The organism is Aeromicrobium endophyticum, from assembly GCF_003586285.1.
In the GTDB taxonomy this organism is placed as follows: Bacteria; Actinomycetota; Actinomycetes; order Propionibacteriales; family Nocardioidaceae; genus Aeromicrobium; species Aeromicrobium endophyticum.
The window spans coordinates 1,531,112-1,549,353 of record NZ_QUBR01000002.1 but is presented as its reverse complement, the minus strand read 5'-3'; the positions used below and the strand labels follow the sequence as shown (position 1 = coordinate 1,549,353).

The following is an 18,242-nucleotide window of genomic DNA, read 5'->3' as shown; positions in this document are numbered from 1 at the left end:
GATGCAGGTGCTGGTGCTCAGCCCCCGCGTCGCTCCCGGGATCCTGACGCTCGCCGCGTGGGACGCGCTGCGCGGCGCCAGCACGGTGCGGGCGGGCGTCGACGACCCGCACGTCCGGGCGATCGCCGACTCGGGCGTCGCCGTAGAGGCCGGCACGGGCTCGCCCACGTACGAGCCTGGCACGGTCTGGATCGCGCCGACCGGCGACGCCACCTGGGCGCGGCGGGTCGCCGACGACCTCATGGGACCCGACGGCGGGGAGAGACCGGTCGAGGTGGTGTTCGGCTCGTACGACCTGCCCGGCTCGGGGCTGCTCGACGTCGTCGACGTCATGGACCGGCTGCGCCGCGAGTGCCCCTGGACGGCCGCGCAGACCCACGAGTCGCTCGCGCGGTACGTCCTCGAAGAGGCCCACGAGGTGCACGAGGCCCTCGAGGAGGGCGACTCCGAGCACGTCCGCGAAGAGCTCGGCGACCTGTTGATGCAGGTCGTGTTCCACGCGCGCATCGCCGCCGAGTCGCGGGGCTGGGACGTCGACGACGTGGCGGCCGGCATCGCGGCCAAGCTGATCCGCCGCAACCCCCACGTCTTCGCCCCCGAGACGCTCGACCACGTCCCGACGACCGCCGACGAGATCGACGCCCAGTGGCAGCGCATCAAGCTGACCGAGCGCGCGTCCGACCCCTACTCCCACCCCCACTGACGTCACCCGGGCGGTGCCGGTGACGTGATCGCCCATCCGCGGCCAGCGCGGTGAGGCAGTCGCCCATCGTGCGGACGTCGGTAGCTGGGTCGCGTGATCGGCGTCCTGACGAACGACCCACCCACCGCCCTGGCCGGCCCGAGCGCGTTCAGGGCTTCTGGCGGATCCGCAGGTCCACGGAGCTTTCGACGTCGCCGGTCCTGCCCCATCGCGAGACCTGCACGATCGGGACGTGGTTGTACCCGTTCAGCACATCGGTTTGACCCGTGAACGCCGAGGCTCGTACCCGCATGTCGAACAGCTGCGTGAAGGATTCACCGCCGGCGATGTCCTCGTCTATGGGGATGACGGCGTCGCCGGTCTCGGGGTCGGTGCCGCTGTCGGCCCGGTTGTACCGGCCACCGTTCTGCGTGACCTCGAAGAGGCCGGACCCCGCAGGCGCTACGCCCATGCCCCAGAACGTCGCGCTCTCGATGTGCACCGTGCTGGAGCCGTCGTTGACGAAGGTCACCTCCAGCTGGCAGGTGCTGCGCGGCCGAATGGTGACGTCGAAACCCATGAACGCCGCGGCATCGGCGTCGTCGTCGGCCGACAGCACGTAGGGCATGTCGTGTACCCCGCAGTGCATCGACCGGGGCAGGACGCGCAGGTCGTCGCGAGCACTGCTCGCTCCCGCGACCCAGATGAACGTCGCGACGACGGCGGCGACCACCGCGCAGGGGATGGCCGCGACGACCCACATCAGGTGGCGCCTGGACGGACGGACAGTCTCGAGCACGGCCTCATGCTTCCATGCGGAGTGGGTCACGTCGGCCGCGCCTGGCCCCGACTCCGCACCACCGCTCCGGGTGCGGCGAGGCGGTGCGGCGGGGGTGGACCGCGGCACTAGGCTGTCCACGCAGGTTCTTTCACTCACGAGGAGCACTCTCTTGGCACGCATCGACGCCGTCGGCGCACGGGAAATTCTGGATTCACGGGGCAACCCGACCGTCGAGGTCGAGGTCGCCCTCGACGACGGGACGATCGGACGCGCGGCGGTCCCGTCGGGCGCATCGACCGGCGCTTTCGAGGCCGTCGAGCTGCGCGACGGCGACAAGAAGCGCTACCTCGGCAAGGGTGTGCTCAAGGCCGTCGCCGGGGTCAACAGCACGATCGGTCCGGCCCTCGTGGGCTTCGAGGCCGACGACCAGCGCGCCATCGACCTGGCCATGCTGGGCCTCGACGGCACCGCCAACAAGGCCACGCTCGGCGCCAACGCGATCCTGGGCGTCTCGCTGGCCGCCGCGCGTGCTGCTGCCGACTCGGCCAAGCTCCCGCTGTTCCGCTACGTCGGCGGACCGAACGCCCACGTGCTGCCGGTGCCGATGATGAACATCCTCAACGGCGGCTCGCACGCCGACTCCAACGTCGACATCCAGGAGTTCATGATCGCGCCCATCGGCGCGCCCACGTTCTCCGAGGCGCTGCGCCAGGGCGCCGAGGTCTACCACGCGCTCAAGTCGGTGCTCAACGAGCGCGGCCTGTCGACCGGCCTCGGCGACGAGGGCGGCTTCGCGCCCAACCTCGACTCCAACCGTGCGGCGCTCGAGCTCATCTCGGTCGCCGTCGAGAAGGCCGGCCTGAAGGTCGGCACCGACATCGCGATGGCGCTCGACGTCGCCGCGTCCGAGTTCTTCGCCGACGGCTCCTACTCGTTCGAGGGCCAGCAGAAGTCGGCCGAGGAGATGTCGGCCTACTACGCGCAGCTGGCCGCCGACTTCCCGATCGTCTCGATCGAGGACCCCCTCGACGAGGACGACTGGAGCGGCTGGACGACGCTGACCGAGACGATCGGCGACGACGTGCAGATCGTCGGCGACGACCTGTTCGTCACCAACGTCGAGCGCCTCACCCGCGGCATCTCCGAGGGCGCGGCCAACGCGCTGCTGGTCAAGGTCAACCAGATCGGCTCGCTGACCGAGACCCTCGACTCGGTCGACCTCGCCCACCGCCACGGCTTCAGCTGCATGATGAGCCACCGCTCGGGCGAGACCGAGGACACCACGATCGCCGACCTCGCCGTCGCGACCAACTGTGGCCAGATCAAGACGGGCGCCCCCGCGCGCTCCGACCGCGTCGCCAAGTACAACCAGCTGCTGCGCATCGAAGAGCTGCTCGGCTCGGCTGCGACGTACGCAGGTGCCTCCGCCTTCCCGCGGCTGGCTCTCTGACGCATGGCATCACGTTCGCCCCGCGGTAGCGGTCGGCCTCCTCACCGGAGACCGACCGCCACCCGGGGCGGACGACGTACGCCCCGTGCCACGCCGTCGCCGGCGTCCCAGCCCGCCACGCCGGCCAAGCCCGCCTCGAGCGGCACGGCCGGCACCGGGCCGCAGCTCACCACGCGCGCCATCGTGCTGCTCGCGGTCGTGCTGCTGCTGATCGCGTCGTACACCTCGACGCTCCACGCCTGGTGGCAGGCGCGCTCGGAGATCCAGGCCACCAAGGCCGAGATCGCGATGCGCAAGCAGTCGATCGTCGACCTCGAGGACCAGATCGCCCGCTGGGACGATCCGGCCTACGTCAAGCAGCAGGCCAAGGAGCGCTTCGGCTGGGTCTCGCCGGGCGAGGTCGGCTACCGCGTGATCGGCAGCGACGGCAAGGTGCAGGGCGCCGACGTCCCGACGCTCGACGCTCCACCGCAGGCCGGCGACCCCGCCTGGTACGACAAGCTGTGGGGCAGCGTCAAGGAGTCGGGCAAGAAGCCCGACCCCGTCCCGACCACCGACCCCGAACCCGACAAGGTGCTGAAGAACCAGTGACAGTCGACCAGTCCGACCTCGACGCCGTCGCCGACCAGCTCGGACGCTCCCCGCGAGGCATCCTCGAGATCATGTCGCGCTGCCCGTCGGGCCACCCCAACGTGGTCAAGACCGAGCCGCGGCTCGACGACGGCACCCCGTTCCCGACGATGTTCTACCTCACGTGCCCGCGCCTGGCCGGCGAGATCGGCACGCTCGAGGCCTCGGGCCTGATGCGCGAGATGAGCGCCCGGCTGCTCGACGACCCGAGCCTCGCCGAGGCGTACCAGCGGGCCCACGACGAGTACCTCGCCGAGCGCGAGGCGCTCGGGCACGTGCCCGAGATCGACGGCATCACCGCGGGCGGCATGCCCACGCGGGTCAAGTGCCTGCACGTGCTGGTCGGTCACTCGCTGGCCAAGGGCCCGGGCGTCAACCCGTTGGGCGACGAAGCCCTCGATCTGCTGGGCGACTGGTGGACCGGCAACTCCTGCAGCGCCGACTGGGTCGAGCCCGTCGAGGAGTGAGCCGGTCGACGGCCGGGCGTGACATGACTCGCACCGCTGGCGACGGTCGCCTCGCTATGCTCGACGGCATGCCTGAGCAGCGTGCCCGTGTCGCCGCGATCGACTGTGGCACCAATTCCATCCGTCTCCTGATCACCGACGTCGGCGACGGGGTGAAGACCGACCTGCTGCGCGAGATGCGCATCGTCCGCCTCGGCCAGGACGTCGACCGCACGGGCCACCTGGCCGCCGACGCGATCGCCCGGACGCTGCAGGCCACCCGCGAGTACGCCGAGCTGATCGCGATGTTCGGCGTCACCGACATGCGGTTCTGCGCGACGTCGGCGATGCGTGACGCCGACAACGGCGTCGAGCTGCAGGACGCCGTCGAGGGCATCCTGGGCGTCCGGCCCGAGGTGCTGGCCGGCGTCGACGAGGCCCGTGCGTCGTTCCTCGGCGCGACCCACGGGCTCGAGCAGGCGCGCACGCTCGTCGTCGACATCGGGGGCGGCTCCACCGAGCTGGTGATCGGCACGGGCGACGAGATCGACTGGTCGGTCTCGCTCGACATCGGGTCGGTCCGCCTGACCGAGCGCTTCCTGCACGGCGACCCGGCCTCCGTGGGCGAGGTCACCGACTGCATGACGTACCTCGACGACGTCATCCGTCCGGTCCTGACCGACGTGGCGCCCATCGGCTCGTTCGTGGGCGTCGCCGGCACCGTGACCACCGTGGCCGCCCACTCGCTGGGGCTGCCGTCGTATGACTCCGAGGTGATCCACGGCGCTCGGCTGTCGCTCGACGACGTGCGGGAGGCGTGCCTGTCACTGGTGCGGATGTCGACCGCCGACCGTCGCGCCCTGCCGTTCATGCACTCGGGGCGCGCCGACGTGATCGGGGCCGGCTCGCTGATCCTCGACCGTCTCGTCGAGCTGCTGCCCCTCGAGTCGGACATGCTCGTGGTCAGCGAGCACGACATCCTCGACGGCATCGCCTGGGACATGACCACCCCCTAGGCCGCCCCGCCCCGTCCCGCGAGTGGCGCAGTCTGGTGTTTCTGGGACGGCGTGTCGGGCGAATCTGCGCCACCCGCGTGCGGGTTTGCGCCACTCGGCATGATCGGACCATGGCTTCCCGCACCCTGCACGTGACCGTCCCGGACGACAGCTGGCTGACCGCGCTCGACGACGTCGACGGGGTCGAGCTCTCGGTCTGGGACATGAGCACGCCCCAGCCCGACCACCACGTCGACCTGGCCGTGCGGCCGTACACGGTGGCCGCCGCCGGGCTGGACGCGCTCGACCCCGACCGGCTCGACGTCATCCAGTCGCAGGCGCTCGGGTTCGACGGCGTGGCCGAGACACTGCCCGACGGCATCACGTACTGCAACGCCGTCGGGGTGCACGAGGAGTCGACGGCCGAGCTCGCCGTCGCGCTGCTGCTCGCCTCGCAGCGCGAGATCGACCGGTACGCGCGCGAGGTCGGCCAGTGGAACCGCGGCTTCACCGCGAGCCTGATCGACCGGCGCATCCTGCTGCTGGGCGCGGGCGGCATCGGCCGCGAGCTCGAGAGGCGGCTGGACGGCTTCGGGGCCGAGCTGGTGCGGGTCGCATCGACGGCACGGCAGGACGATCGCGGGACGATCCACGGCCAGGACGAGCTGCCGGACTTGCTGCCCACCGTCGACGCCGTGCTGCTGGCGGTCCCCCTGACCGACAGCACGACGGGCCTGGTCGATGACGACTTCCTGGCGTCCCTGCCCGACGGCGCGATCGTCGTCAACGTCTCGCGCGGCAAGGTCGTCGACACCGATGCCGTGGTGCGCCAGGGCGGACGCGTGCGGCTGGCCGCCGACGTCACCGACCCCGAGCCGCTGCCGCCGGAGCATCCGCTGTGGACCACGCCCGGCGTGCTGATCTCGCCGCACGTGGGAGGGATGTCGTCCGCGATGCGTCCTCGCATCGAGGCCGTCGTCCGTCGCCAGATCGCCCTGCTGCGCGACGGCCAGCGACCGGCCGACGTCGTCATCGGCTGACCCCGCCCTAGGCTGGGGCGACGCTCCCGTAGCCCAACTGGCAGAGGCAGATGGCTTAAACCCGTCGCAGTGTGGGTTCGACCCCCACCGGGAGCACCGCGTTAGCGGCACGACCAGCCCTCCGGTTCTCCGAGAGGAGCACGGGCCGTGCACGGTTTGGTTCGCCTACGCGGCGGAACGCACGTGGCTCTGGGGATGCGCGCGGGCCAGCTCGACGATCGTCTTCTCGAAGTCGGCGATGGCGAGTGGCAAGCGGTCGAACTGCCTGCGCACCAACAGCATCGAGACCGAGGGCAGGTCGCCGACCAAGGGGCGCGAGGTGATGATGCCGGCCTGCTCCAAGGGGTCGCCGGCGATGCTGTAGTCGGGAAGGACGGACGGTCCAGCACCGTTGGCGACCAGCAGCTTGGCCATCTCGGCCCCGTCGGCCGAGAACGTCTCTGCCGGCTGCGCCGGCCCGAAGAGGCGTTGTGCGAGGCGGTGCATCAGGTAGCCCGGACGGGAGCTGACGAACGGTCGAGCACGGAGGTCGTCGACGGTGATGCGGTCCTTCGCGGCCAGCGGGTCGTCCGTCCGCAGGCACACCGCCGGCCGACCACGAAGGAGGGTCGTCGCCACGAGCGTGCCGGGGATGTCGTCGCCGGGGATCAGGTTGATCAGTCCCAGCTCGAGGCGACCCTCGATGAGCCGGTCGTGGATCTCTGACTGCAGCATGGTGGCGACGTCCACCGTCGTCGTGCGGTGGGCCGCGCCGAACTGGCGGACGGCCGGGACCAGCAGCGCCGAGGTGCCGGCGTGGACGGTTCCGACCCGGATCGTCAGGCTGGCCTGGGTCTGGTCGGCGGCAGCGGCCTTGAGCTGGGCGACGCCGACCAGGATCTCGGTCATGAGCGGCAGGAGGTCGCGTCCCTCCTGGCTGGCCCGCGCCCCGGAGCGGTGGCGCTCCAGGAGGGAGACCCCGAGCTCTCGCTCCAGGCTGCGCACCGCCGTGCTGAGGGCCGACTGGGACACGTGCAGCTGCTCGCTCGCGCGACGCAGCGATCCGTGGTCGACGACCGCGGCCAGGTACTCCAGCTGCTCGATGCGCATGTGCGGGGCCCTCCTCCCGTCGTTGCACGACACGGTATCGGGCGTCTCGCAGATCGGACCTTCCTTCCGTCATGCGAGACGCGGGGCGTGTGACGGCGGTCACCGCGGTGCACGGATTCGGCGATCACCCCCTCTGAAATGCGCTGCGAACGCATGGTGAGACCAGGGGTCCGGCGTCGTGGGCCGTACCTACGTTGGGGCTCGCGGACGAACGACCACGTGCTCGAGGCCGGGTCGTCCGAACCGCCCACCGCCCAGTCCGCACCACCCGCCCCGACCGCCAAGGATGTCATCGCCCCATGTCTCGTCCGCCGATCTACAACGGCTTCCTCCACCTGACCCCCAACCACCACAGCCACGGCTACTGGCGGACGTCCGAGGGGCAGGTCCAGCACGGTTACAAGGACCTCGACCCGTACATCGACGTCGTCAGGACGCTCGAGCGAGGAAAGCTCGACGCGTTGTTCATCGCGGACGTCGTGGGGGTCTACGACCTCGAGTACGGCGACGGCAAGGGCACGATCAGGGCGGGCTCGCAGTTCCCCGAGAACGATCCCGCGACGATCGTGTCGGCCCTGGGCTACGTCACGGAGCACCTCGGACTGGCGATCACCAGCAACATCATCCAGGACCATCCGTTCTCGTTCGCCCGCAAGCTGTCGTCGCTCGACCACTACACGGACGGGCGGATCGCGTGGAACATCGTGACGTCGTACCTCAGCAACGGGTTCCGCAACTTCGGCTACGAGGACATCGTCTCCCACGACGAGCGCTACGCCTGGGCGCAGGAGTACCTGGACGTGACCTACAAGCTGTGGGAGCACTCGTGGGAGGACGGCGCCGTCGTCCGCGACGCCGAGAGCGGCGTGTACTTCGATGCCGACAAGATCCACACGATCGACCACCGCGGCGAGCGCTACTCGGTCCAGGGCCCGCACATCGTCGAGCCGTCGCCCCAGCGCACACCCGTGCTGTTCCAGGCCGGCAACTCGCCGGCGGGTCGAGCGTTCGCCGTCCGCAACGCCGAGGTCACGTTCCTGCCGTCCTTCACGCCTGAGTCCGCCCGCAAGGACATCGCCACCCTGCAGGCGGACGCGCGATCGATCGGTCGCGACCCCAGCACGTTGAAGACGCTCGTCCAGCTGTCCACCGTCATCGGCTCGACCGAGGAGGAGGCGCGGCGCAAGCAGCAGCACCTGCGGGACAACATCGACTTCGGCGGTCTCGTGGGCTTCTACAGCGGCGGGTCCGGCATCGACTTCACGTCGATCGATCCCGAGACACCGCTGTCGGTGCTGCGCGACCAGGTGCAGCTGGGCGAGCACGTGCGCTCGATCTTCCGCTCCATCGTCGACGCGGACCTCGGTCACGGGCGTGAGCTCACCTGGCGCGAGTACCTCATCGACCACGCGCTCCTGCCCGGCAAGCTGGCCGGTACCCCCGAGCAGATCGCCGACCACGTCCAGACCTGGGTCGACGCCGGCGTCGACGGGTTCAACGTCGTGCCGATCACAACGCTGGGCTGGTGGGACGAGTGGGTCGACCACGTCGTGCCCGTGCTCCAGGAACGCGGGCTCGCCCAGACCGAGTACACCGAAGGGACGCTGCGCGAGAAGCTCTTCGGCCGCGGCGACCGCCTGCCTGCCTCGCACCATGCCACCACCGTCGGCTCCGGCATCGGCTGACCTCGTGCCTCGCCGTGACGTCCGCTCCCTCCCATCCACTCGCACCCCCCACCAAGGAATCCTCGTGACCACGCACGCACCCTCCAGGTCCCGCACCCTGCTGATCGTCCTCTCAGCTGCTCTCGCACTCGTCCTGAGCGCCTGCTCGTCGGGAGGCGGATCGTCCTCGGCCGGCGACGGCAAGCGCATCGTCGACCAGACCATCACCTACGCCCACGCACAGGAGCCGCCGTGCCTGTGGGGCGGATGGGTGCAGCAGGCCTACCTCTCGCGCCAGGTCTTCGACTCGCTCGTGAGCTATGACGACGGCAAGATCGTCCCCTGGCTCGCGACGTCGTGGAAGACCTCCGAGGACGGCCGGACCATCACCTTCACCCTGCGGGACGACGTCACGTTCACCGACGGCACGCCCTTCAACGCCGACGCCGTGGTCGCGAACAACGCCAACTGGGCCAAGGGGATCGGCTGGAACAGCTTCACCTACCTGACGGATGCGAAGGCCGTCGACGACCACACGGTCGAGCTGCACCTCTCGCAGCGCAACCCCGAGATCTTCCAGGAGCTGTCCAACGGCCACTACGGCATCCAGTCGCCCACGGCGCTGACGACCCGGTCGGTCGAGGACAACTGCCACAAGCCGGTCGGATCCGGCCCGTGGATCGTCAAGCAGTGGAAGGTCGGCGACGGCATCGACTTCGTCCGCAACGACGACTACAACTCGGCTCCGGCCAACGCCAAGCACAACGGCCCGGCGTACCAGAAGGAGCTGGACTGGAAGTTCGTCCCCGACGCGAACACCCGCTGGTCGGCCCTGACGACGGGACAGGCCGACGTGATCTACGACGTCCCCTCGGTCCAGTGGGCCACCGCGCAGAAGAACTACGAGGTCCTCAACTTCGTGTCGGGCGGCCGCCCGCAGGCCTTCTCGTTCAACGTCCAGCAGGGCCCCACCACCGACAAGCGTGTTCGTCAGGCGTTCCTGTACGCCACCGACCGCAAGAAGATCATCGAGACCGTCTTCAAGGGCTCGGTGCCCTTCGAGGGCAACGGCACCCTCGCCAGCTCGCAGCCCGACTACCTGAACGTCGACAGCGCCTACCCGTACGACGTCGAGAAGGCGAACCAGCTGCTGGACGAGGCCGGGTGGACCGTCAAGAACAAGGACGGCATCCGCACGAAGGACGGCAAGCCGCTCACGATCCGGCTGCCCTTCGGCAACGGCGCCATCGTCACGTCCGACGGGTCGGCAGCCCTGCAGGCGGTCCAGGACCAGGTGAAGTCGGTCGGCATCGACCTGAAGCTGATCCCGCTGACCCAGACACAGACCTTCGCGGGGGAGAAGTCCGCGCCGGACGAGAAGGAGCTCAGCTTCGGGTACTGGGTCTGGGGAGCGCCGAACATCCTCGACATCAACTTCGCGGCCAAGCAGGGGGGAGCGCCGAACGGCAACAACACCACGTTCTTCGACGACCCCGAGGTCGAGCAGAAGATCAAGGCCGCTCAGGTGGAGACCGACCCGGCCAAGCGCACGGCCGCCTACGACGAGCTCCAGCAGTACTTCTCGGACGAGGCGATCGCGGTCGGCTTCTACGGCATGACCTACAACGCGGCGATCTCGCCGAAGCTGAAGGGCGTGTGGCAGGACCAGAACAGCAACGGCCTGCTGAACTTCAACGACGCGTACTTCGTGTCCTGATGTCCGTCGTCCAGACCTCGTCACCGCTCGTGTCGCCGGCTCCGGCCGGCGACACGGCGGGCCGGCGTGCTCGCGTCCTCACCCGTCTCGCCGGCATCAAGCTGCTGTCGTCGCTGTTCGTGCTGTGGGGCACGGCCACCGTCACCTTCGTCGTGCTGGCGATCCTGCCGGGCGACCGCGCGACGATCTTGCTCAACGTCAGGTCGGGCCTGACGGTGCCGCGCTCGCCGGCCGAGCTGGCCCCCGTCAACCGCGAGTTCGGGTTCGACGACTCTTTCGTGACCCAGTACCTCACCTACTTCGGGCGTCTCCTGCACGGCGACCTCGGGCAGTCGTACCAGTCGGGTCGACCCGTCGCGACGATCATCGGCGAGCAGATCGGTCCGACCTTCGTCCTGGCGTTCGCCGCGTTGCTGCTGGCCTGGGTGCTGACCATCGCGTGGACGCTGCTGACCGCCGGTCGCGGGCCTCGTCTGCGGTCCCTCGGCTCGGCCGGCGAGACCGTGACGGCCGGCCTGCCGCAATACTGGGTGGGCATCCTCCTGCTCATCGTGTTCGCTGCGCAGCTCGGATGGTTCCCGGTCATCGGAGGCACGTCGCCGTCCGGGACGATCCTGCCGGTGATCACGCTGGCCGTCCCCCTGGCAGGCTTCCTCGGCCAGGCCACGCGCACCGAGTTCGACCGCGCGATCCGCGAGCCCTTCGTCCTATCGGCGCGGACTCGCGGCATGGGCGACCTCGAGGTGCGGTGGCGTCACGTCCTGCGGCACGCGCTCATCCCCGGCATCACGTTGTCGGGCTGGGCCATCGGCACCCTGCTGTCGGGGGCGGTGCTGGTCGAGACCGTCTTCGCGAGGCCCGGTCTCGGGGCCGTGCTCGTCACGGCGGTGGGCCAGAAGGACCTCGCCGTCGTCTCGGGCATCGTCGTGCTGGTCAGTGCCCTCTACGTCGTGATCAACCTGGTCGTCGACGTCGTCTACGTGGCGGTCGATCCCCGTCTGCGAGGTTCCCTGTGAGCGTCCTGCCCCTCCCCGTCCCACCGGCACCGCGCGCACGGCGGGGCAGGAGCCGAGCGCTCCGCGTCCCGGTGTCCGTCGTGATCTCCGCGGCGGTCGTGGTGCTGTTCGTGGTCGCCGCGGTCTTCCCGGGGCTGCTCGCCACGCACGACCCGCTCAAGACCGATCTCTACGCGACGTTGCAGAAGCCGTCGGGCAGTCACTGGCTCGGGACGGACGACGTCGGGCGCGACCTGTTCAGCCGCATCGTCTGGGGCACGCGGACCTCGTTGCTGATCGGCCTCGGCGTGATGGCGCTGGCCATGGTCGTCGCCGTGGTCATGGGTCTGGCCTCCGGGCTCGGACCCTCATGGGTGTCCGGTCCGGTCAACCGCCTGCTCGAGGTCATGCTCGCCTTCCCGACCCTGCTGCTGGCCCTTCTGCTCGTGGCTCTGCTCGGTCCCTCGGCGGAGAGCCTCATCGTCTCCGTCGGGGTGAGCACCGCCCCGGGGTACGCGCGGCTCATCCGCGCCCAGACCATCAGCGTCAAGCGGTCGGGGTACGTCGAAGCGGCCCGCGCGCTCGGCCACACGACACGCACCGTCGTGAGGCAGCACGTCATCCCCAACGCCTTCAGGCCGCTCGTCGCGCTCATCGCGCTGGGCATCGGCACGTCCGTGGTGTGGGCGTCGGGCCTGTCGTTCCTCGGGCTCGGCGTGGCACCACCCTCGTCCGAGTGGGGACTGCTGCTCAACGCGGGCAAGACCCAGATCACGGTGGCCTGGTGGCTCGAGATCTTCCCAGGACTCGCCATCGTCCTCGTCACCTTGTCGTTCACCCTCATCGGGCGCTACATCCAGGCCGTCGTCGAAGGAGACCACGTCTCATGAACATCCATCTCGGGGAACCCGTCGCCGGGGACCGTGTCGTCCGGGTCAAGAACCTGAACGTCTCGTTCGTCGGCCCGGCGGGTCGGTCCCACCACGTCGTGAAGAACGTGAGCTTCGACCTGCACCGCGGTCAGTGCCTCGCCCTCGTCGGCGAGTCGGGCTCAGGCAAGAGCGTGACGGCCAGGTCCATCCTCGGGCTGTCCGGCGAGACCGCGGTCGTCGAGGCGGACGCCCTCGAGCTGGACGGCGAGAGTCTGCTCGGACGGTCGGACTCGTGGTGGCGCAGGATCCGCGGCTCGCGGATCGGCTACGTCCTGCAGGACGCCCTCGTCTCGCTCGACCCGCTCCGGCCGGTCGGCAAGGAGATCGCCGAGCCCCTTCGGCTCCACCGGCGTGGCACGCGCGCGACCCGTGAGGCGCAGGTGCTCGAGCTGCTCGAGCGCGTCGGCGTGCCCTCGCCGGGCCTGCGAGCACGTCAACGGTCCGGGGAGCTGTCGGGAGGGCTGCGGCAGCGGGCGCTCATCGCCTCGGCCATCGCCCTCGACCCGGGGATCGTCATCGCCGACGAGCCGACGACCGCGCTCGACGTGACGGTCCAGGCTCAGGTGCTCGACGTCCTGAAGGAGATGCTCGAGGCCGGGACCAGCGTCATCGTCATCAGTCACGACCTGGCGGTCGTGGCCAAGCTGGCCGACCACATCCTCGTGATGCAGGACGGACAGATCGTCGAGTCCGGCCGGGCCGAGGACGTCCTGCGCCGGCCCCGGCATCCCTACACGCAGCAGCTGGTCGACGCGGTGCCGAGCGAGCACACCAAGGGCACGCGACTCTCGTTGGACGGTCCAGCCCGCACCCGTGAGCTGTTTCCCGGCACGCGCGACCACACGGCGGACGACGGTCCGCTGCTCGAGGCCCATCACGTCGTCAAGAGCTTCCGGGGGCCTGACAAGGTGCAGCGCACCGCGGTGGACGACGTGTCGTTCCGGCTGGACCGGCGCGAGACCCTCGGGATCGTGGGGGAGTCGGGCTCGGGCAAGAGCACGCTCGCCCGCATCGCGCTGGCCCTCGAGACACCCGACAGCGGACGGGTCGAGTTCCTCGGACGACCGTGGACCGCGGCGCCGCCCCGAGAGCAGCGAGCCGTCCGCAGGCGCATCTCGGTCGTGCAGCAGGATCCGCTCAGCTCGTTCGACCCGAGGTGGCGGGTGTCTCGCATCCTCGTCGACGCCATCCGCCTCGGTGACCCGGTCAACGCGCACCGGGCCGAGGAGCGGGCGCTCGAGCTGCTCGGCGCCGTGAGGCTCGGCGAGCAGCACCTGGACGCCCTGCCGTTGAGGATGTCCGGGGGGCAGCGGCAACGGGTCGCCATCGCGCGCGCGATCGCCACCGACCCGGACGTCATCGTGCTCGACGAGGCCGTGTCGGCCCTCGACGTGTCGGTGCAGGCGCAGATCCTGGACCTGCTGGCCGACCTGCAGGACCAGCTCGGCGTCAGCTACCTGTTCATCTCCCACGACCTGGGCGTGATCCATCACGTCAGCGACCGGGTCATCGTCATGCAGGACGGACACGCCGTCGAGCAGGGGCCGGCCGACCAGATCTTCTCCGATCCGCAGCACCCGTACACCCAGAAGCTGCTCGAGTCGTTGCCCCGCCTCGAGTACGCCACGCTGCGAGAGGCGGTGTCGCGATGACGACGGCAGCATCACTGGACCGTGTCCTGACCGACGTCCGTGCGATCGCGGAGCGTGCGCGTGCCGAGGCGGTGCAGCGTGAGCGCGAGGGAACGGGTCTGGGCGACCTGGTCGCAGACCTGTTGTCCGCCGGGCTGGGACGACTGCGCGTGCCCGCTCGTCTCGGCGGCGTCGAGGCGAGCGTCGCCCAGCTCGGCTCGGTCCTGGTCGACCTGTCCGCTGCGGAGTCCAACCTCACCCAGGTCTTCCGCGGACACCTCGGCTTCGTCGAGCTGCTGCTCCAGCAGGGCCGGGGCGCTGTCGTCGACGAGCTGCTCGGCCTGGCGGGACAGGGTCGGATGTTCGGCCCGGCCGCCTCCTCGCGAGCCGCAGGGGCGACCCCCGGTGGAGCACCGCCGGGACCGGAGCCCGAGCGCCCGTCCGGCATCACGTTGACCGACGGCGTGTGGCTGCACGACGATGGGGACGGCCTGCGGCTGTCGGGGGCGAAGTACTACACGACCGGCAGCCTCTACGCGGACTGGATCAACGTCCTCGTCGTCCAGGAGAGCGGTGTGGTCGAGGTCGTCGTGCCGCGCGACGATCCCGGTGTCGTGATCGTGGACGACTGGAACGGCTTCGGGCAGCGCTTCACGGCCAGTGGCACCGCGACGTTCACGAACGTGCCGGTGCGTGACGGCTTCGTGCTCGCCCACGACGACCCGGACGTCATCGACTACCTCGGCGCCTTCTACCAGCTCGTCCACTCCGCGACCCAGGCCGGGATCGCGCAGCGGGCGACCGAGGACGCGGCGGAGGTCGTGCGACGTCGTCGACGGACGTACCCGTTGGCCGGCGGAGAGCCCCAGCAGGATCCGCACGTGCTCGGAGTCGTCGGGGAGATGGCCAGCCGTGCCTTCGGTGCTCGCGCGTCCGTCGCCCTCCTGTGCGACCGGGCCGACGGGTACCTGTCCTCCGACGGCCACGATCGTCGTCGCGCCCTCGATGGGCTCGTCGCGGACTCGGCAGCCGTCCAGGTCCTGAACTCGCGTCTGTCCGGAGAGGTCGGCTGGCTCCTGTTCGACGCCGCGAGCGCCTCGGCACTGGACGCCGACCTGGCCCTCGACCGTCACTGGCGGAACGCGCGGGCCGTCTCGTCCCACAACCCGTCCGTGTACAAGGCGCGCCTCGTGGGCGACGTCGCGGTCAACGGCACCCTGCCGGCAGCGACGACCGGACCACGCGCATGACGGCGTCGGTCGAGGTGCTGTCCGGTGAGCAGGCCGTGCGGGTGGCGGGCTCGCTCGGAGAGGCGTTCGCAGAAGGCGCGGCCCAGCGGGACCGTGACCGTCTGCTGCCCCACGACCAGGTGGACGAGCTGGCCGCGAGCGGGCTGCTCGCCATCACCGTGCCCGCCGCGTTCGGCGGCGCGGACCTGCCCGTCGAGGTCGTCGCAGAGGTGTTCCGTCTGCTCAGCAAGGGAGATCCCAACCTGGGCCAGATACCGGTCAGCCACTTCGTGTACGTCAACCAGCTGCGCCTGCAGGGCACCCTCGACCAGCAGGAGCGCTTCTTCGCCGAGGTGCTGGCAGGCAGAAAGTTCGGCAACGCCCAGTCGGAGCGCGGGACCGAGCACGCGCGCGACTACCGGACGACGTTGACGCGGAACGGTGACGCGTGGCGGCTGGACGGCACGAAGTTCTACTGCACGGGAGCGATGTTCGCCGACTGGATCCCGGTCCTCGCCCACGCGGGGCCGGACGGCCCGCTGCACGTCGCCTGGGTCGGACGTCACGACGACGGGGTGGAGGTCGTGGACGACTGGGACGCCCTGGGCCAGCGCACGACCGCCAGCGGCACGGTGCGACTCGATGGTGTCGTCGTCACCGACGACCAGGTCACGAGCTATTCGGACACCTTCGACGGCCCCACGACCTTCGGCTCGTTCGCGCAGGTCCTCCACGCGTCGATCGACGCCGGCATCGCCCGGGCCGCGCTCGAGGACGCGGCGGCGTTCGTCACGACGAAGAGCCGGCCGCACCCCGATGCCGACGTGCGCCGTGCAGCTGACGACCCCCTGGTCGTCCAGACCTTCGGCATGCTCGAGCTGCAGGTCAGGGCCGCCGAGGCGCTCCTCGCCGAGGCGGCGCGAGCCGTCGACCGAGCCGATGCGGACCTGGATGCCGCCAGCGCGGGGCACGCGTCCCTGGCCGTCGCCGCCGCGCGTGCGTCCACCAGCCATGCGGCCGTCGACACCTCGAGCCGTCTGTTCGAGGTCGCCGGCACCCGGTCAGCGGCGTCCAAGGAGTCATTGGACCGGCACTGGCGTAACGCCCGGACGCACACGTTGCACGACCCGGCCGCCTGGAAGGTGCAGCACCTGGGCCGGTGGGCGGTCGACAGCACGCTGCCACCCCGTCACGGTCAGCTGTGAGTCCGCACAGACCGCAGGCCCCGATCCTCTTCCGCACCCGATCTGTCCACGAAGGATGTTCATGAGCACGCTCGAGTTCCACTGGTTCCTGCCGACCAACGGAGGGGATGGTCGGTCCGTGGTCGGCGGGGGCCACGGCATCTACGCGGATCCGTCGTCGGCGGGACGGGCCGCATCCATCCCTTACCTCGGCCAGGTCGTCCGATCGGCCGAGCAGCTCGGGTTCGAGGCGGCCCTGGTGCCGACCGGACCGTGGTGCGAGGACGCGTGGGTGACGTCGTCCGCGCTCGCTGCCCAGTCCGAGCGACTGAAGTTCTTGGTCGCGTTCCGCCCCGACGCCGTGAGCCCGTACGCGTCGGCACACATGGCGGCCACGTTCGCCAACCTGACGGGCGGACGGCTCCTGCTCAACGTGGTCACCGGAGGGGAGGACCACGACCAGCGCATGTACGGCGACTTCCTCGGCAAGGACGACCGCTACGCGCGCTGCGACGAGTTCCTGACCATCGTCCGCCGTCTCTGGGCCGGCGAGACGGTGGACTACCGCGGCACCCATCTGTCCGTCGAGGACTCGACGCTGCACATCAGGCCAGAGCGTGTCCCCGCCATCTACTTCGGCGGCTCGTCGGCGGCAGGCATCGAGGTCGCGGCCAAGCACGCCGACGTCTACCTCACCTGGGGCGAGCCCCCGGAGCAGGTGGCCGAGAAGATCGACCGGGTCCGTGAGGCTGCGCGGAAGCACGGGCGCGATCCCAGGTTCGGCATCAGGCTGCACACCATCGCACGCGAGACGTCCGCGGACGCCTGGGCGGAGGCGGATCGGCTGCTCCGGCACATCTCGGAGGAGGAGATCGAGCGGATGCAGGCGGGGCTGCGCCGGTCGGGATCGGAAGGTCAGCGGCGCATGCTCGCGCTGAACGGCGGGTCGAAGGAGGGCCTCGAGATCTACCCGAATTTGTGGGCCGGTGTGGGTCTGGTCAGGGGCGGTGCAGGGACCGCCATGGTGGGGTCCTTCTCCGAGATCGCCGACCTGGTCGAGGCTTACCGGGCCGTCGGGATCGACGAGTTCGTCCTGTCGGGCTACCCGCACCTGGAGGAGGCGTACTGGTTCGGCGAGGGCGTCCTGCCCGAGCTGGAGCGGCGGGGACTGTGGGTCGATCCTCGCGTCCGGACGCGGGAGTCGAGCTCGTGAGGGCCCCGTCGCCGGCCGACCAGGACCTGTCGCCGGCCGTCCTGCGTCACGCCTTCGGGTCGTTCCCGACAGGCGTCGTGGCGGTGGCGGCCCAGGTGGACGGCGCGCTCACCGGTCTCGCGGCGTCGTCGTTCACCACCGTCAGCCTCGAGCCCGCCTTGGTGTCCTTCTCGATCGCCGCTCAGTCGCGGACCTGGCCGGATCTGCGACGCGCAGACCACCTGGGCGTGACGGTCCTGGCCGACCACCACGGCCCGCTCGCACGGCAGCTCGCCGGCGCAGCCGGTCAACGGTTCGCCGACGTCGGCGTCAGCATCACCGACCGAGGAGCCGTGACGGTGGACGACGGCCTGGCCGGGTTCGACACCACGATCCACGGCGAGATCCCTGCTGGCGACCACGTGATCGTCCTCCTTCGTCTCCACGCGATCCTGGGTGCGGAGACGGGCCTCGATCGCGGGCCCCTGCTCTTCCACCGCAGCGGGTTCGGCCGCCTGGCCTGACGGCCGCGGATCCGTGGTTCGTCCGTCTGCACGAATCGCCTGCCGAACGCAGTGACGGTGG

At 70.3% G+C, this 18,242-nt stretch carries 17 protein-coding genes and 1 tRNA gene; 16 read left to right on the top strand and 2 right to left on the bottom strand.

Annotation, left to right across the window (positions count from 1 at the left end):
• Window position 1 precedes the first annotated feature (1 nt).
• Window positions 2-703, top strand: a complete 702-nt coding sequence (locus DX116_RS18075; protein WP_119705564.1) for a MazG nucleotide pyrophosphohydrolase domain-containing protein — start codon at window positions 2-4, stop codon at window positions 701-703.
• Window positions 704-851: 148 nt separating this feature from the next.
• On the opposite strand, the gene DX116_RS18070 is transcribed toward DX116_RS18075, so the two are convergent.
• The gene (locus tag DX116_RS18070; RefSeq protein WP_147393711.1) at window positions 852-1,481 is read right to left on the bottom strand and encodes a hypothetical protein; all 630 of its coding nucleotides are present in this window, start codon (window positions 1,479-1,481) and stop codon (window positions 852-854) included.
• Window positions 1,482-1,632: 151 nt separating this feature from the next.
• Here DX116_RS18070 and eno point away from each other — a divergent pair, with 151 nt between their 5' ends.
• The 6 genes from eno to DX116_RS18040 all read left to right on the top strand — a co-directional run bounded on the left by eno (window position 1,633) and on the right by DX116_RS18040 (window position 6,120).
• Window positions 1,633-2,913 (top strand): phosphopyruvate hydratase, encoded by a 1,281-nt coding sequence (gene eno, locus DX116_RS18065; RefSeq protein ID WP_119705562.1) that lies wholly within the window; start codon window positions 1,633-1,635, stop codon window positions 2,911-2,913.
• A 183-nt stretch (window positions 2,914-3,096) separates the two neighbouring features.
• Window positions 3,097-3,504 carry an FtsB family cell division protein gene (locus DX116_RS18060; RefSeq protein WP_158592032.1) on the top strand — a complete coding sequence of 136 codons (408 nt, stop codon included), beginning with the start codon at window positions 3,097-3,099 and terminating at the stop codon, window positions 3,502-3,504.
• Window positions 3,501-4,010 (top strand): DUF501 domain-containing protein, encoded by a 510-nt coding sequence (locus DX116_RS18055; RefSeq protein ID WP_233556885.1) that lies wholly within the window; start codon window positions 3,501-3,503, stop codon window positions 4,008-4,010. Before DX116_RS18060 ends, DX116_RS18055 begins: the two co-directional genes overlap by 4 nt.
• 68 nt (window positions 4,011-4,078) lie before the next feature.
• Complete coding sequence (locus DX116_RS18050) at window positions 4,079-5,005, top strand: Ppx/GppA phosphatase family protein (protein WP_119705727.1); 927 nt, start codon at window positions 4,079-4,081, stop codon at window positions 5,003-5,005.
• A 110-nt stretch (window positions 5,006-5,115) separates the two neighbouring features.
• Complete coding sequence (locus tag DX116_RS18045) at window positions 5,116-6,024, top strand: NAD(P)-dependent oxidoreductase (protein ID WP_119705560.1); 909 nt, start codon at window positions 5,116-5,118, stop codon at window positions 6,022-6,024.
• A gap of 22 nt (window positions 6,025-6,046) precedes the next feature.
• Window positions 6,047-6,120 (top strand) — tRNA-Leu (locus DX116_RS18040).
• A gap of 69 nt (window positions 6,121-6,189) precedes the next feature.
• On the opposite strand, the gene DX116_RS18035 is transcribed toward DX116_RS18040, so the two are convergent.
• Window positions 6,190-7,113, bottom strand: a complete 924-nt coding sequence (locus tag DX116_RS18035; RefSeq protein ID WP_119705559.1) for a LysR family transcriptional regulator — start codon at window positions 7,111-7,113, stop codon at window positions 6,190-6,192.
• A 299-nt stretch (window positions 7,114-7,412) separates the two neighbouring features.
• Here DX116_RS18035 and DX116_RS18030 point away from each other — a divergent pair, with 299 nt between their 5' ends.
• The 9 genes from DX116_RS18030 to DX116_RS17990 all read left to right on the top strand — a co-directional run bounded on the left by DX116_RS18030 (window position 7,413) and on the right by DX116_RS17990 (window position 18,181).
• On the top strand, window positions 7,413-8,798 hold the full coding sequence (locus DX116_RS18030) for an NtaA/DmoA family FMN-dependent monooxygenase (RefSeq protein ID WP_119705558.1): 1,386 nt from the start codon (window positions 7,413-7,415) through the stop codon (window positions 8,796-8,798).
• A 64-nt stretch (window positions 8,799-8,862) separates the two neighbouring features.
• Window positions 8,863-10,494, top strand: a complete 1,632-nt coding sequence (locus DX116_RS18025) for an ABC transporter substrate-binding protein (RefSeq protein WP_199716121.1) — start codon at window positions 8,863-8,865, stop codon at window positions 10,492-10,494.
• Window positions 10,494-11,510, top strand: a complete 1,017-nt coding sequence (locus DX116_RS18020; protein WP_119705556.1) for an ABC transporter permease — start codon at window positions 10,494-10,496, stop codon at window positions 11,508-11,510. Before DX116_RS18025 ends, DX116_RS18020 begins: the two co-directional genes overlap by 1 nt.
• Before the next feature lie 80 nt (window positions 11,511-11,590).
• Window positions 11,591-12,379 (top strand): ABC transporter permease, encoded by a 789-nt coding sequence (locus DX116_RS18015; protein WP_199716120.1) that lies wholly within the window; start codon window positions 11,591-11,593, stop codon window positions 12,377-12,379.
• Window positions 12,376-14,073: a dipeptide ABC transporter ATP-binding protein gene (locus DX116_RS18010; RefSeq protein WP_119705554.1), complete on the top strand. Its 1,698-nt coding sequence runs from the start codon at window positions 12,376-12,378 to the stop codon at window positions 14,071-14,073. Before DX116_RS18015 ends, DX116_RS18010 begins: the two co-directional genes overlap by 4 nt.
• Window positions 14,070-15,302, top strand: coding sequence for an acyl-CoA dehydrogenase family protein (locus DX116_RS18005; RefSeq protein ID WP_119705553.1), 1,233 nt, complete (start codon window positions 14,070-14,072; stop codon window positions 15,300-15,302). Before DX116_RS18010 ends, DX116_RS18005 begins: the two co-directional genes overlap by 4 nt.
• On the top strand, window positions 15,299-16,486 hold the full coding sequence (locus tag DX116_RS18000; RefSeq protein ID WP_119705552.1) for an SfnB family sulfur acquisition oxidoreductase: 1,188 nt from the start codon (window positions 15,299-15,301) through the stop codon (window positions 16,484-16,486). Before DX116_RS18005 ends, DX116_RS18000 begins: the two co-directional genes overlap by 4 nt.
• Before the next feature lie 61 nt (window positions 16,487-16,547).
• Window positions 16,548-17,678 (top strand): LLM class flavin-dependent oxidoreductase, encoded by a 1,131-nt coding sequence (locus DX116_RS17995; RefSeq protein ID WP_119705725.1) that lies wholly within the window; start codon window positions 16,548-16,550, stop codon window positions 17,676-17,678.
• Window positions 17,675-18,181 (top strand): flavin reductase family protein, encoded by a 507-nt coding sequence (locus DX116_RS17990; protein ID WP_119705551.1) that lies wholly within the window; start codon window positions 17,675-17,677, stop codon window positions 18,179-18,181. The genes DX116_RS17995 and DX116_RS17990 overlap by 4 nt, the downstream gene beginning before the upstream one ends.
• Window positions 18,182-18,242 lie beyond the last annotated feature (61 nt).